Annotated in this window: 12 protein-coding genes; 3 read left to right on the top strand and 9 right to left on the bottom strand. The window is 69.1% G+C overall.

Translation table 11 applies throughout. The features are described 5' to 3' along the window. The first annotated feature begins 36 nt into the window (after positions 1–36). The 3 genes from PMI02_RS06390 to PMI02_RS06380 are packed head-to-tail and all read left to right on the top strand — an operon-like array spanning position 37 to position 3,950. Entirely contained in the window at positions 37–1,143 is a 1,107-nt protein-coding gene (locus PMI02_RS06390) for a purine nucleoside permease (protein ID WP_007680380.1), read from the top strand. 49 nt (positions 1,144–1,192) lie between these two features. After that, positions 1,193–2,548, top strand: coding sequence for an 8-oxoguanine deaminase (locus PMI02_RS06385; protein WP_007680379.1), 1,356 nt, complete (start codon positions 1,193–1,195; stop codon positions 2,546–2,548). A gap of 13 nt (positions 2,549–2,561) precedes the next feature. Further along, positions 2,562–3,950 (top strand): uracil-xanthine permease family protein, encoded by a 1,389-nt coding sequence (locus PMI02_RS06380; protein WP_007680377.1) that lies wholly within the window; start codon positions 2,562–2,564, stop codon positions 3,948–3,950. Here the strand turns inward: PMI02_RS06380 and PMI02_RS06375 are convergent. From PMI02_RS06375 to accD, 9 genes are all read right to left on the bottom strand, one after another. After that, positions 3,947–4,627, bottom strand: a complete 681-nt coding sequence (locus tag PMI02_RS06375) for a cytochrome b/b6 domain-containing protein (protein WP_007680375.1) — start codon at positions 4,625–4,627, stop codon at positions 3,947–3,949. The two genes, PMI02_RS06380 and PMI02_RS06375, sit on opposite strands and share 4 nt — an antisense overlap. 3 nt (positions 4,628–4,630) lie before the next feature. Then, positions 4,631–5,107: a cytochrome c gene (locus PMI02_RS06370; RefSeq protein ID WP_007680373.1), complete on the bottom strand. Its 477-nt coding sequence runs from the start codon at positions 5,105–5,107 to the stop codon at positions 4,631–4,633. Positions 5,108–5,138: 31 nt separating this feature from the next. After that, a complete protein-coding gene (locus PMI02_RS06365) occupies positions 5,139–6,449 on the bottom strand; it encodes an ankyrin repeat domain-containing protein (RefSeq protein WP_036502594.1) in 1,311 nt (436 codons plus the stop codon). Positions 6,450–6,510: 61 nt separating this feature from the next. Further along, complete coding sequence (locus tag PMI02_RS06360; RefSeq protein WP_007680370.1) at positions 6,511–7,848, bottom strand: DUF1552 domain-containing protein; 1,338 nt, start codon at positions 7,846–7,848, stop codon at positions 6,511–6,513. Then, on the bottom strand, positions 7,845–10,286 hold the full coding sequence (locus PMI02_RS06355) for a DUF1592 domain-containing protein (protein ID WP_238539005.1): 2,442 nt from the start codon (positions 10,284–10,286) through the stop codon (positions 7,845–7,847). The genes PMI02_RS06360 and PMI02_RS06355 overlap by 4 nt, the downstream gene beginning before the upstream one ends. 244 nt (positions 10,287–10,530) lie before the next feature. Then, on the bottom strand, positions 10,531–11,478 hold the full coding sequence (locus tag PMI02_RS06350) for an acetyl-CoA carboxylase carboxyltransferase subunit alpha (RefSeq protein WP_007680365.1): 948 nt from the start codon (positions 11,476–11,478) through the stop codon (positions 10,531–10,533). A gap of 26 nt (positions 11,479–11,504) precedes the next feature. Further along, complete coding sequence (gene accC, locus PMI02_RS06345) at positions 11,505–12,857, bottom strand: acetyl-CoA carboxylase biotin carboxylase subunit (RefSeq protein WP_007680364.1); 1,353 nt, start codon at positions 12,855–12,857, stop codon at positions 11,505–11,507. Between the two features lie 13 nt (positions 12,858–12,870). Continuing rightward, positions 12,871–13,320 carry an acetyl-CoA carboxylase biotin carboxyl carrier protein gene (accB, locus tag PMI02_RS06340; RefSeq protein WP_007680363.1) on the bottom strand — a complete coding sequence of 150 codons (450 nt, stop codon included), beginning with the start codon at positions 13,318–13,320 and terminating at the stop codon, positions 12,871–12,873. Next, positions 13,317–14,165 carry an acetyl-CoA carboxylase, carboxyltransferase subunit beta gene (accD, locus tag PMI02_RS06335; protein ID WP_007680362.1) on the bottom strand — a complete coding sequence of 283 codons (849 nt, stop codon included), beginning with the start codon at positions 14,163–14,165 and terminating at the stop codon, positions 13,317–13,319. The genes accB and accD overlap by 4 nt, the downstream gene beginning before the upstream one ends. Positions 14,166–14,409: the final 244 nt, after the last annotated feature.

Genomic DNA, 14,409 nt, shown 5'->3' with positions numbered 1-14,409 from the left:
CATTTGCGGCGGACCAAGGTTTTTGAAAGGTTTTCCATGCGCTTCCAGACGCTCGCCACCCTTCTCGCGGGCGCCATGCTGTCCATCGCCGCGCCTGCCTTCGCTGCGGATGCCCCGGCGCCCCCCTCCATCGCGGACTGCGAGCCCGGCGGCCCCTGCGCCACTCCGCTGCCGGTCAAGGTGGTGATCGTCTCGCTGTTCGAGATCGGCAAGGACGAGGGCGACGTCGCCGGCGAGTTCCAGCTCTGGAAGGCGCGCCGCGGGTTGACCCAGCGCATTGCCTTCCCGCAGGGCTTCCACGACCTCTACTACAACCCCGAGACGCAGGTCCTCGGCGTCGTGACCGGCGTGGGCACTGCCCGCTCGACCGCGGCGACCATGGCACTCGGCCTCGACCAGCGCTTCGACCTTTCGCAGTCCTACTGGCTGGTCGCAGGCATCGCCGGCATCGACCCCGAGGACGCCTCGATCGGGTCGGTCGCCTGGGCGCGCTACGCCATCGACGGCGACCTCGCCCACGAGATCGACGCGCGGGAGATCCCGGCCGACTGGAAGACGGGCTATTTCCCTCGCGGCACCAAGGGCCCGAACGACACGACCTCCAAGCCCAGCCCCGAAGATGGGGAGATGTTCGCCGTCAATCCGACCCTGGAGAAGTGGGCCTTCAACCTCACCAAGGACATCGAACTGCCCGACAGTCCGGCCATCGCCGCCGAGCGCGCCAAGTTCACCGACTATCCCCACGCGCAGGAACCGCCGTTCGTGCTCGAGGGCGACACGCTTTCGGCCATGACCTTCTGGCACGGCGAGAAGCTGACCGACTGGGCCAACGACTGGACCCGCTACTGGACCGGAGGCAAGGGCGAGTTCGTGACCTCCGCCATGGAGGACACCGGCGTGATGCAGGCGATGACCTATCTCGACGCCGCCGGCCGCGTCGACCGCGACCGGGTGCTGGTGCTGCGCGCCGGCTCCAACTTCACCATGCCCCCGCCGGGCGTCGATGCCGCGACCTACCTTCTGCGCGAAAACGAAGGCTATGCCGGGCTCGAGGCGGCGGTGGAGAACCTCTACATCGTGGGCTCCAAGGTAGTCGACGAACTGCTCGGCAACTGGGACCGCTACAAGAACGCGACGCCCTGATGGTTCGCAGAAGGGCCTGCTTGTTCTGCAGCGAGAGGCGGACCTGTCCGTGAAACTGCTCCGCCACGCCGACGTGCTGGTCTGCATGGACGATGCGCGCCGCGAGATCGCCGACGGAGCGATCGCCTGGCAGGACGGCGTCATCGTCGCGGTCGGCACCTCGCAGGAACTCGCCCACTTCGCCGAGGACGCGAACGAGGTGATCGATGCCAAGGGCTGCGTCGTTACCCCGGGCCTCGTCAACACCCACCACCACCTGTACCAGACGCTGACCCGCGCGCTGCCGGGGGCGATCAACGTCTCGCTGTTCGGCTGGCTCAAGCGGCTCTACCCGATCTGGGCGCGCTACACGCCCGAGGACGTCTTCGCCGCCACGCAGCTCGGCCTCGCCGAACTGGCGCTGTCGGGCTGCACGATGAGCTCGGACCACCACTACCTCTATCCGCCGGGCGTGACGCTCGACGATTCGATCCACGCGGCGCAGGAAGTGGGCCTACGCTTCCACGCCACGCGCGGGAGCATGAGCGTGGGGGAAAGCAAGGGCGGCCTGCCCCCCGACAGCGTGGTCGAGGAGGAAGCGGCCATCTTCGCCGACACCATCCGCGTCATCGACCGCTTCCACGACCCGCGCGACGGCGCCATGCTGCGCGTCGCGGTGGCGCCTTGCTCGCCTTTCTCGGTGAGCACCGACCTCATGCGCGATGCCGCGCTGCTGGCGCGCGACAAGGGCGTGATGCTCCACACCCACCTCGCCGAGGACGCTGACGATGTCGCCTTCTCGCTCGAGCGCTTCGGCTGCCGGCCAGGCCAGTATGCCGAGGACCTCGGGTGGACCGGGCCGGACGTGTGGCACGCCCACTGCGTCCAGCTCGACGCCGCCGAGATCGACCTTTTCGCCCGCACCAAGACCGGCGTGGCGCATTGCCCCTGCTCGAACTGCCGGCTTGGTTCGGGGATAGCGCCCCTGCGCGCCATGCTCGACGCCGGGGTTCCGGTGGGCCTCGGCGTCGATGGTTCGGCCTCCAACGATTCCGGCCACCTGCTCGCCGAGGCGCGGCAGGCGATGCTGCTCCAGCGCGTGACCCACGGCGCCGACAGCTTCGACCCACGCGAGGCGCTCCACCTCGCCACGCGCGGTGGGGCGCAGGTGCTCGGCCGCAGCGACGTGGGCTCGCTGGAGGTAGGCAAGCGCGCCGACCTCGTCATCTGGGACATGGCGGACGTGGCCTCCACCGGCGCCTGGGACAAGGTCGCGGGCCTCGTGCTCGCCCCGCCGACGCAGGCGCGCGACGTCTTCGTCGAGGGCCGCGCGGTCGTGCGGGGCGGTGACCTGGTGCAGGTGCGCCGCGCCGAAGTGCTGCGCGCCGCCAATCGCTCGCTCGAACGCCTCAAGACTTTCGCCTGACAGGAAATCCGCGATGACCGCCCTGATCGCTCCCGAAATCGCCCACGCATCTGAGCCGAGGACCGCCACCATCGCTCCGGCACAGGCCCGCGATCCAAACTGGTTCCCCGGCCTCGCCGTCGCGGTGCCGCTGGGCGTCCAGCACGTCCTCGCCATGTTCGTGAGCAACATGACCCCCGCCATCATCGTCGCGGGGGCGGGGGGCTTCGGGTTCGGGTCGGCGGACCCGTCGCAGATGATCTACATGATCCAGATGGCGATGCTGTTCGCCGGGATCGCGAGTCTGCTCCAGACGATCGGCATCGGCCCCGTCGGCGCGCGGTTGCCGCTCGTGCAGGGGACCAGCTTCGCCTACATCCCGATCATGATCCCGATTGTGGCGGGCAGGGGCGTCGAGGCGATGGCCGCGCTGACCACCGCCGCGCTGCTGGGCGGAGTGCTCCACGCGGCCTTGAGCGTCTTCGTCGGCCGCATCCGCTTCGCGCTGCCGCCGCTGATCACCGGGCTCGTGGTACTGATGATCGGGCTGTCCTTGATGCGGATCGGCATCCAGTACGCGGCGGGCGGGGTTCCGGCGGTAGGCACACCGGCCTTCGGAGCGTGGCAGTCGTGGCTGCTGGCGGGCGTGGTCGTGGTGGTGACGCTGGGGCTCAACTTCTTCGCGCGCGGGATCTGGTCGACCGCCGCCGTGCTCCTCGGCCTGCTGGCAGGTTACGGGGTGGCGCTGGCGATGGGGCGGATCGACTTTTCGCCGGTCGCCTCGGCGGGGCTCGTCATGCTGCCGATGCCGTTCCACTTCGGCTTCGCGATCTCGGCCTCGGCGATCCTGGGGTTCTGCCTGACCGGCTTCGTCTCCTCGATCGAGACCATCGGCGACGTCGACGCCATCTGCGAGGGCAATGCAGGGCGCCCGGCGACGGACCGTGAGCTTCAGGGCGCGGTCGCGGCAGACGGCGTGGGCACTGCGCTCGCTGCCGTGTTCGGAGCCATGCCCAACACCACCTTCAGCCAGAACGTCGGCCTGATCGCGATCACCGGTGTCATGAGCCGCCATGTCGTGACGGTAGGCGCGCTGTTCCTCATCGCCTGCGGGTTGCTGCCCAAGGTCGGCGCGGTGATCACCACGATCCCGATCGAAGTGCTGGGCGGCGGCGTGATCGTGATGTTCGGGATGGTCGCCTCGGCCGCGACCTCGATGCTCTCTGGCGTCGAGTGGACCCAGCGCAACATGCTGATCTTCGGCGTCTCGCTGTCGCTGGCGCTGGGGTTGCAGCTGGAGCCGACGGCGCTCCAGCATGTGCCCGAGACCGCGCGCGTGCTGCTGGGTTCGGGAGTGATGCCGGCGGCGGTCTGCGCCGTGCTGCTCAACCTGCTGGTGCCGGGACGGACCGGCGCGCGTTAGTTGAACTGGAAGCCCTTGGACACCGCCCAGGCGACGGCAACGGCGATGACGATGCCGACAAGTGCCAGCACCGGTGACCAGCGCAGATCGGCAGTGGTCTCGCCTTCCTCGGCGGCGCGGCGGCCGGTGATCATCGCGCGCACGAGGTTCTGGCGCTTCCACACGAGGTAGAACGCCACGGCCAGCACATGCAGGCCCACGAGGGCGAGGATGCCGTTGAACACGGTTTCGTGAAGGTCGGCGGCGGCCTCGCTCTGTTCGAACGAGACGTAAGTCGCCAGCGGGCCGGACTCGATGCCGTCGACGTCGCTGGCGAACAGGCCCGCGCCCACCATCAGCGCGATCACCGCGAGCATGGCGACGACGCTCCAGCCGCCGAGCGGGTTGTGCCCGTCGGCCAGGTGCCCCTTGCGGCTACCGAGGCCCTTCACATAGGCGAGCACCGCGCCCGGCCCGCGCACGAAGCTGGAGAAGCGCGCGGTGCGGGGGCCGGCGAAGCCCCAGAACACGCGGAACACCAGCAGCGCGAGGATCGCGTAGCCCGAGAGACGGTGGTTATCCATGTCGTGCTGCTCGCCGCTCCACCACGAGAATGCGATGAGCCCGACCAGCAGCCAGTGGAACAGGCGAATGGTAGGGTCCCAGATGCGGGTGGTGGAAGCGGCGGGCTTGCTCATGGATCAGTTGTCCGCGCGGAACTGCTTGTGGCACGAGCCGCAGGTGCCGCCCACGGCCTTGAACTGCGCGGTGACGGCATCGACGTTGCCGGTGTTCGCGGCGACGACCATCTTGTCGGCCTGGGCGATATAGGCCTTCATCTGGCCGTCGAATACAGTGCGGTTGGTCCAGATTGCGGGCAGCGCGTCGGTCTTGACGCCTGCGGAAGCGCCGCTGCCGTTGGGGAACAGCTTGGCCTGCGCGCGTCCGGTGGCGGCGAGGGTCTTGGCGGCGGCGACGGCTTCGGCCTTGGAGATCGCGCCGCTGGAGATCTGGTCCTTCAGGACCTTCATCGCGCCGCCCATCTTCTTGAAGTTGGCCTGGCGGGTGGTGACGGCGGTGGCGGCGGGGGATGCGGCGATCGCCATCGTGCTGGTGGCGACGACGAGCGCGGCGGACATGCCGAGAGCGGCAAGGGAAAGGCTTTTCGAAAGCGTCATGGTTTTGTCGATCCCGTTCGGTTTGTGTGAATCAAGGATGGTTACTGGCTAACACGGGCGGGGCCTTTTGACCAAAGACTTGATCGTAGACCGCTTTTACAGTCGCAAGGCCGCCCTCGGCCATCTGCGCGGGCGTGGTGCCCTTCTTGTTGGCAAGGTCGGGGCGGGCGCCGTGGGTCGCCAGGACGCGGAGCATCGCCGGCAGTTCCGGGGCCATCCCGCCGCCGAGCAGGAGATGCAGCGCCGTCGTGCCCTTGGCGTCGGCGACATTGGCGCCGGGCGCGAGGGCGAGGGCTTCCGCGAGAGCGGCAGCGCTGTGGCCCGACGCAGCGGCGAGGACGACGTTGACGCCGTTCTCGGCGACGAAGGCCGGGTTCGCCCCGCCCGCGACGAGGCGCTTCATCACCGCGACCTGCCCGTGCTGGGCGGCGACCAGCAGCGGCGGCGTGGGCGGCACGGGCGGCGGCGGCATGCCGAAGTTCGCCTCGGTCACCCACTTGATGCGCGAGGGGCCGGTAAGTCCGTTGGCGTCGGCGCCCTTGGCGAGGAGGACGGAAACCAGCGCTTCGTCGCCCCCGGCGGCCGCGGCGTGAAGCATTTGCTCGCCGTTGCGGTCGCGTTCGGCGAGGTCGACACCGCCGCGCTCGACGAGCATCTGCGCGGCGCGCCAGTTCTTCTGGTACATGGCGAGCTGCGCGGCGCTGGTGTTCTCCGGTCCGCGATGGGAAGCGTCGGCGCCTGCGTCCAGCAAGGCGCGCGTGGCCTCGCCCGAGCCGCTGGCGATGGCGAAGAACAGCGGGGTGAAGCCTTCGGCCGTCACGCGGTTCACCTTGGCACCGGCCTTGAGCAGCAGGCCGATCGCCTCGACATGGCCCGCCGAGGCAGCCCACATCAGCGACGTCTGCCCGCGCGAGTCGGGAGCGTCGACCTTGGCGCCCTTGGCCAGCATCTTGGCAACGGTGTTCGCCGTGGAATAGCGGGCGCAGACGGCTAGCGGCGTGGAGCCGTCGGGGCCGGCCTTGCGCACGTCGGCGCGGGCGTCGAGCAGCTGGGCGACGATGCCTTCGTTGCCGCGCTCGCAGGCGAGGGCGAGGGGGGTGAGGCCCTCGGCGTCGGCGGTGTTCGGTTTCGCGCCGTTTGCCAGCAGCAGCGCGACCATCGCCGGCTCCTGCGTCTCGATCGCGCGGGCGAGGGGGCTTTCGCCGTAGGCCAGCGGCTCGTTCGGGCTGGTCCCGGCCTTGAGCGCAGCCTCGGTCCCTGCGAGGTCGCTGGCGGTGATGGCTTCGGCCAGAGTGTCTGTCTGCGCGTAGGCTGGGGCGCTGACGAGCGCGAGCAAAACCACGCCGAGGGCTTTGGAGTACGCACCACCTCGACACGAACGGGACTGGGGTGCGTGATCTTGGTCAGGCATCGGTCAGTTCCCGCAGCGGGCCGGTGCTGTCGCCGAACTTGGCCGTCGGCACATCCAGCGCGTTCAGGCCCGCGAGCATCAGGTTCGACATGCTAGTGCCCTTTTCGACCCGGACGTGCCGCCCGCCCTTTACCAGGCCGCCGGCGACGACCACCGGCAGGTCCATGAAGTCATGCTCGTTGGAATCGCCGAAGGCCGAGCCCCGGATCACCAGCGTGCGGTCGAGCAGCGAGCCCTCGCCGTCGCGCGTGTCCTTCATGCGCTGGAGGTAATGGGCGAAGAACTCCATGTGGTAGCGGTTGATCTTCGCGAGGCTCGCCATCTTGTCGGGGTTGTTGCCGTGGTGGCTGAGCATGTGGTGCGAATCCGGCACGCCGATCTCGGGATAGGTGCGGTTCGACAGCTCGCGCCCGATCATGAAGGTGCCCACGCGGGTGATGTCGGCCTGCATGGCGAGGACCTGCAGGTCGATCATCAGCTTCACGTGCTCGGCGAAATCGTCGGGGATGCCGGCGGGTTGCTGGAGGTCGGCGGCCTGCGCGGTGGCGGGCGAGACGGCGCTGCGCTGGATGCGCTTCTCGATCGCGCGGGTCGCGTCGAGGTATTCGTCGAGCTTGTGGCGGTCCGCCATGCCGAGCTGGGTGGAGAGGCGCCGGGTGTCCTCCATCACGAAGTCGAGGATCGAGGACTGGCGGCGCAGCTGGGCGAGGCGGCCCGCTTCATCGGTGTCACCGTCGCCGAACAGGCGCTCGAACACCGCTCGCGGGTTGGCCTCGACCGGCAGCGGCACGGTCGGGGTGAGCCAGGAGATGCCGTTGGTGTAGGCGCAGGAATAGTTGATGTCGCACGAGCCCAGCAGGCTCGCCTGGTCGATGCCCAGTTCAAGCGAGGCGAGCGGGGTGGCATCCCCAAGGTGCGCGGCGAAGACCTGGTCCATCGACACGCCAGCACGGATGTCCGGGCCCTCGGTCTGCCGGGCGTGGGCACCGGTGAGGAACGCGGGGCACGAGCGGCCGTGGCCGGCTGGTCTGTCGCCCATGGCGGCGGCCTGTGGGTGACCGAGGCCGCTGATCACGGCGATCTGCGCGCGGTGCGGCGCGAGCGGCTCCAGCGTCGGCGGCAGGACGAAATCGGCGCCGGTCGCGGTGGGCTGGAAGCCGGGCATGGTCATGCCGTTCGGCGAGTAGAACACCTGGAGCCGCTTGGGCCGCGCGCCCACGTCGGCGGCGGCGCTGCTCGGCATCATCGCTTCGAGGAAAGGCAGCGCCATCGTGGCGCCGAGCCCGCGCAGTATGGTGCGGCGGGAGAGGGCGGGGCGGATCACTCTCACTTGCGGAGGCTCCTTTGGGCAGGCTGGGCAAACGCCGCCTTGTAGCGTTCCGGCACCCGGCGCAGGGTGAAGGCGGGGCTGGTGGCGATGCCGTGCACGATAGTCTGGATGCGGTATTGGTCGGCGGCCGCGTCTGCCGAGATGGCGCGCACCGCCGGCATGTCGTTGGCGTTCAGGCCGCGGGCGAGGGCGTAGGTCATCAGCCGCTCGGTGAAGGCGCGGGTGAACTCGTCCCTGCGGTCCATCAGCACGCGCTGGAGGCCGGTGATGCCTTCGAACTTGGCGCCGTCCGGCAGCGTCGCCATCGCGTCGATCGACTGGCCGGCGTCGACCGTGCGCCACGCGCCGACGGCGTCGAAGTTCTCGAGGCTGAAGCCGAGCGGGTCCATCTTGACGTGACAGGCGGCGCAGGTTGGGTTGATGCGGTGCAGCTCGAGCTGCTGGCGCGCGGTGAGCTGGCGGCCGTCGTGCTCGGTCTTGAGCGCGGGGATGTCCGGCGGCGGCGGCGGCGGGGCGGCGGCGAGCATGTTGTCGAGGATCCACTTGCCGCGCTTCACGACGCTGGTGTGGTTGCCGTAGGACGTGACGGTGAGGATGCTCGCCTGCCCCAGCAGCCCGCCGCGATGCCAGGCCGGGTCGAGGCTGACGCGGCGGAAGGCGGGGCCGGAGACGCCGGGGATGCCGTAGTGCTCGGCGAGGCGCTGGTTGAGGAAGGTGTAGTCGGCCGAAATGAAGTCGAGCACCGGGCGATTGGCGCGCAGCACGTCGGCGAAGAACATCTCTGTCTCGGTCGCCATTGCGCTCTTGAGGCGGGTGTCGAACTGCGGGAACACCTCGATGTCGGGCCGCTGCTGGTCGAGGTTGCGCAGGTAGAGCCACTGTCCGGCGAAGTTGGTGGTCAGCGCCCGCGCGCGCGGGTCGGCGAGCATCCGCGCGATCTCGGCGTTCATCACGGCGGGCTGGGCGAGCTTGCCCTGTTCGGCGAGGGTCAGCAGGCGGTCGTCGGGGATCGAACTCCACAGGAACAGCGACAGGCGCGTGGCGAGTTCGAGGTCGGAGACGCGCGCGACGCTGCCGGGCATCGCGCCTTGCGGATCGCGCTCGACCACGAAGAGGAACTCGGGCGAGACGAGGATGGCCTCCAGCGCCGCTTCGACGCCGTGCTCGAAGTCGGACGCTTTCCGCTCCTCGGCGTAGATGCGCATCAATGGGGCAATGTCGAAGCTGCCGACCGGCCGGCGCCACGCGCGGCGGGCGAGGGCGGTGACGATGCGGGAGGCGCAGGCGTCCTCCTCGCTGGCCTTGCGCGGGGCGCAGAGGAACACGGCGCGGCGGCTGGGGGTGTCGGGCACGCCTTTGGCGTCGAACGGGCCGGCGACGTCGACCTGGAGGATGTCTCGCGGGAAGGTCTGCTGCGCATAGCGCGCGTGCATGCGGTAGCTGGGCACGCTCAGCGTCCGCGCCAGCTTGCCGTCCACCCACACGTCGAGCGGGAGCAGCTTGGGCGCATCGAGCGGCACCGGCACTTTGTCGAGGTCGTTGCGCAGCACCTGCACCTTCTCGGACGGCGCGAGGGTGCGGCGGAACGACAGCGCGACGAGGTGCGAGCCGGCCTTCATCGGGACCCGGAGCGAGACCTTGTCCTCCGCCATGCGGTCGGTCTCGTTGTTGCTGTTCGAATTGAGCCAGGCGGCGATCTCGTAGGTGCCGTCGTGGCGCGCGTAGTAGCGCTGGGCGTAGCCGCCGCGCGAGGCGAGCGGGAGGTTGGCGCCGGCGCGCTCGTTCCAGGCGGGGACGCCCGAGTTCTTGACCGAGCCGTCCTTGGGCACCTGCCAGGTGGTGACGATCTCGCGCCGGCTGGTCAGCCCGGTCGCCATGCGGCCGACCTTGCCGGCGACCGCGACGTAGCGCTCCATCAGCGTGGGCGAGACGCTGAGAACGTCGGAGATGTTGTCGAAGCCGAAGCCGGAGTTGTCGGCCGGCAGCTCGCGGCTGAAATCGACGTCGAGGGAGAGCAGGTCGCGTACCGCGTTGGCGTATTCGACGCGGTTGAGGCGGCGGATCGTGGCGCGGCCCGGATCGGGGTTGGCGGCGAGGTAGCCTGCGCGCGAGGTGTCGAGCCAGCCCACGAAGGCGGCGCGCATTTCGGGGGCGGGCTGGGTCTTGCCGTGGGGCGGCATTTCACCGGCGGCGACGCGGCGCAGGATCTTCTCCCAGGCGTCGGCATTGCGGCCGGTGCGCAGGTCGTCTGCCTTGAGGTCCTCCACCGAGAGGTCGGCGACCTTGTCGATGTCGTTATGGCAGCGCGAGCAGTATTCGCCGAGCATCGGCTCGACGAAGGCGGCCTGCTGCGGGCGCGTCATGCCGGCCTGCGCGTTGACCGGCGCGCCGTCCTGCGCGGCGGCGTAGACGGTGGCGGCGGTGACCAGCGCGCTCAAAACAAGCGCGCTTCTACCGAGATTCGAATGCCTTGAAAGGCTCATGATGTATGCCCGACCCCTGTGCCGGACCGCTGCATTGTGCGGTTCCGGTGCCTCGCCGCAGCGAGGTTCCTGTCGGGATTTTGCCCTATCGGCGGGGGGTGTTGCCGTCCATTGCCATTAACCGGACGCAGCGCTGCATTTATTAGAGCGGGTCATGCCGCGGCCGTCGTCCCGGGCTCGATCCGGGACGACGATTCCCTCAGAGCGAGCCGATCGCCAGGAAGCGGTCTTCGCGCTGGCGGACCAGCTGGGGGCCACTGAGCGCACCCAGCGCGTCCAGTTCATGCCCCAGCGCATCGGCCAGCGCGCGGGCGGTGGCGGCAGGGTCGCGGTGGGCGCCGCCGGTGGGCTCGGGCACGACGGCGTCGATCACCTTGAGGCCGAGGAGGTCCTGCGCCGTCACCTTCATGGCGGTGGCCGCCTCGGCTGCCTTGTCGGAGGTGCGCCACAGGATCGAGGACGCGCCCTCGGGCGAGATCACCGAGTAGATCGCGTGCTCGAGCATCAGGACCTTGTTTGCCGCCGCGATGGCGATCGCGCCGCCCGAGCCGCCTTCGCCGACGATCGCGGCGACCATCGGCACTTCGAGCGCGAGACAGGCCTCGGTCGAGCGGGCGATGGCCTCGGCCTGGCCGCGCTCCTCCGCCTCGATGCCGGGGAAGGCGCCGGCGGTGTCGACGAGGGTGACGACCGGCAGGCCGAACTTGCTCGCCAGCTCCATCAGGCGGATCGCCTTGCGGTAGCCCTCCGGCTTGGCCGAGCCGAAGTTGTGCTTGATGCGGCTGGGGGTGTCGTGGCCCTTCTCGTGGCCGATGACCACGACCTTGCGGCCGTCCAGCGTGGCGAGACCGCCGACGATCGCCTCGTCCTCGCCGTAGACCCGGTCGCCGGCCAGCGGCACGAAGTCGGTGAAGATGAGCCGGATGTAGTCGAGGAAGTGCGGGCGCTGCGGGTGGCGGGCGACCTGCGTCTTCTGCCAGGGCGTGAGCTTGGCATAAGTCGCGACGAGCATGCCGGAGCTCTTCTTCTCCAGCTTGCCGATCTCGCTCTCGATGTCGAGGTCGCTGCCGCTGGCGGTCGCGCGCAGTTCGGCGATGCGCGCTTCCAGCTCGGCGATCGGCTTTTCGAAGTCCAGGAACGAAATCATGGCAGTCCAGTCAGTCTTGTTTCAGCTCAGTGGGCCGCGCGCTTGGCGAGCCACTCTTCCAGCCACTTGATCGTGTAGTCGCCGGTCTGGAACTCGGGGTCTTCCAGCAGGGCCTGGTGCAGCGGGATCGACGTCTTGACGCCGTCGATCACCATCTCCTCCAGCGCGCGCTTGAGGCGCATGATGGCGCCGTTGCGGCTGCGGCCCGAGACGATCAGCTTGCCGATCATCGAATCGTAGTACGGCGGCACCCGGTAGCCCGCGTAGAGGCCCGAATCGACGCGCACGTTCATGCCGCCGGCGGCGTGGTAGTTGGTCACGAGGCCCGGCGAGGGCGCGAAGGTCCAGGGGTCTTCCGCGTTGATGCGGCACTCGATCGCGTGGCCCTTGAACTCGATCTCGTCCTGCGTGAAGGCGAGGCCCTGGCCGTCGGCGATGCGGATCTGCTCGCGCACGAGGTCGACGCCGGTGATGGCCTCGGTCACCGGATGCTCCACCTGCAGGCGGGTGTTCATCTCGATGAAGTAGAACTCGCCGTTCTCCCAGAGGAACTCGATGGTGCCGGCGCCGCGATAGGCCATGTCGGCCATGGCCTTGGCGACGATGCCGCCCATGCGGTCGCGTTCCTCGGGGGTGATGACCGGCGAGGGAGCTTCTTCCAGCACCTTCTGGTGGCGGCGCTGGAGCGAGCAGTCGCGCTCGCCCAGGTGGACCGCCGCGCCGTTGCCGTCACCGAAGATCTGGAACTCGATGTGGCGCGGATTGCCGAGGTACTTTTCCATGTAGACGGTGGCGTCGCCGAAAGCGGCCTTCGCCTCCGAACGGGCTTGGCCCATCTGGCTTTCGAGTTCCTCGGCGTTGTTGACGACCTTCATGCCGCGGCCGCCGCCGCCCGAAGCGGCTTTGATGATGACCGGGTAGCCGATCGTCGCCGCCAGCGCGCGCGCCTCGTCGAAGTCCTCGATCGCACCGTCCGAGCCGGGGACCAGCGGGAGGCCCAGCGCGCCCGCGGTGCGCTTGGCCTCGACCTTGTCGCCCATCGTGCGGATGTGCTCGGGCTTGGGGCCGACCCACTTCAGGCCGTGCGCCTCGACGATCTCGGCGAAGCGGGCGTTCTCGGAGAGGAAGCCGTAGCCGGGGTGGATCGCGTCGGCCTGCGTGATCTCGGCGGCCGAGATGATCGCGGCGACGTTGAGGTAGCTGTCCTTCGCGGCGGGCGGGCCGATGCAGACCGCGTGGTCTGCCAGGCGCACGTGCATGGCGTCGGCGTCGGCGGTGGAGTGCACCGCGACGGTCTCGATGCCCATCTCGCGCGCGGCGCGGTGGATGCGCAGCGCGATTTCGCCGCGGTTGGCAATCAGGAGGCGCTTGATGGCCATGTCAGTCCCGTTCTCAGCCGATCACGACGAGCGGCTGGTCGAACTCGACCGGCTGCTGGTTGTCGACGAGGATCGCGGTCACGGTGCCCGACTTGGGCGCGGTGATCTGGTTCATGACCTTCATGGCCTCGACGATCAGCAGGACGTCGCCCTGCTTGACGGCCTTGCCCAACGAGATGAAGTTCGGCGCGCTGGGCTCTGCGGCGAGGTAGACGGTGCCGACCATCGGCGACTTGACCGCATCGACCGGGGCGGCGGCAGGCGCGGCCTCGGCGGCGACCGGAGCGGCTGCTGCGGGGGCAGCGGCTGCGGCAGGCGCGAACGCGGGCGCGGCGGCCATCTGCTGAATCATCTGGCGCGAGACGCGGATCTTGGCGCCGCCGTCCTCGACCTCGATTTCGGACAGGCCGGTTTCGGCGAGCAGTTCGGCGAGTTCGCGAACCAGGGCGCTATCGATATTCACGCGACTTCCTTTCGTGCAAGGTATCCGAGCAGCATGGCCAGCGTGCCTTTGAGGTCCTTGCGATGGACCACCATGTCGACCATGCCGTGGGCATGGAGGTACTCGGCGCGCTGGAAGCCGTCGGGGAGTTTTTCTCGGATCGTGTCCTGGATCACGCGCTGGCCGGCGAAGCCGATGAGCGCGCCGGGCTCCGCGATCTGCACGTCGCCGAGCATGGCGTAGCTGGCGGTGACGCCGCCGGTCGTGGGATCGGTCAGGACGACGATGTAGGGCAGGCCGGCCGCCGCGAGGCGGCGGGTGGCGACCGTGGTCTTGGGCATCTGCATGAGCGAGAGGATGCCCTCCTGCATGCGCGCGCCGCCCGCCGCCGTGCAGATGACGTAGGCGCAGTTCTCGGCGATGGCTTTCTCGACGCCCGCCACGAAAGCGGCGCCCACGGCCATGCCCATCGAGCCGCCCATGAAGGCGAAGTCCTGCACACCGAGCACCGCCTTGGCGCCCTCGATTGTGCCGAGCGCGTTGGTCAGCGCGTCAGGATAGGGATTGGCCGCGCGGGCGGCCTTGAGGCGGTCGGGATACTTCTTGGTATCCCGGAAATTCAGCGGGTTCTCGGGTACCTTCGGCGTCGGCAGGACCGAGTAGCCGGCGTCGAGCAGCTGGTCGAAGCGCGCCTTGGCGCCGATGCGGCCGTGATGCTCGCACTTCGGGCAGACCGAGAGGTTGGCCTCGAAGTCCTTGGCGTAGAGCATTTCGCCGCAGCTCGGGCATTTCATCCAGAGCGTGTCCGGCGTATCGCGTTTCGAAAGGTTCGAAAGCGAATTGCGTACCTTGTCGAGCCAGCTCATTACGGTTTCGTACCAATCCTGCAGATAATAGGGCGACGGGACTCCGCCGATTAACCTTTTTCAGGCCCAGCTTTCGTTGCCAGGCAAGGTCCCGAGCACGTCCGGCAGGCGACCCCGGTTGCCCCTTTTCAAGGTGCCGGCGCCGGTACGAGGCGCGCCCATTAGAGGAATCCGCGCGAGGGCCGCAAGGCAAAATGGGTGCGCCTGTGGGCAAGTCGGGCGAGAAGGCATCGCCGGGGCGTAG

This window comes from Novosphingobium sp. AP12, assembly GCF_000281975.1.
In the GTDB taxonomy this organism is placed as follows: Bacteria; Pseudomonadota; Alphaproteobacteria; order Sphingomonadales; family Sphingomonadaceae; genus Novosphingobium.
This window is presented reverse-complemented; position numbering and strand designations above follow the sequence as displayed.

Bases quoted from the DNA above. Each gene is read 5' to 3' on its own strand.
- PMI02_RS06390 (WP_007680380.1), top strand. From the start codon at position 37: ATGCGCTTCCAGACGCTCGCCACCCTTCTCGCGGGCGCCATGCTGTCC.
- PMI02_RS06380 (WP_007680377.1), top strand. From the start codon at position 2,562: ATGACCGCCCTGATCGCTCCCGAAATCGCCCACGCATCTGAGCCGAGG.
- PMI02_RS06375 (WP_007680375.1), bottom strand. From the start codon at position 4,627: ATGAGCAAGCCCGCCGCTTCCACCACCCGCATCTGGGACCCTACCATT.
- PMI02_RS06370 (WP_007680373.1), bottom strand. From the start codon at position 5,107: ATGACGCTTTCGAAAAGCCTTTCCCTTGCCGCTCTCGGCATGTCCGCC.
- PMI02_RS06350 (WP_007680365.1), bottom strand. From the start codon at position 11,478: ATGATTTCGTTCCTGGACTTCGAAAAGCCGATCGCCGAGCTGGAAGCG.
- accC (WP_007680364.1), bottom strand. From the start codon at position 12,857: ATGGCCATCAAGCGCCTCCTGATTGCCAACCGCGGCGAAATCGCGCTG.
- accD (WP_007680362.1), bottom strand. From the start codon at position 14,165: ATGAGCTGGCTCGACAAGGTACGCAATTCGCTTTCGAACCTTTCGAAA.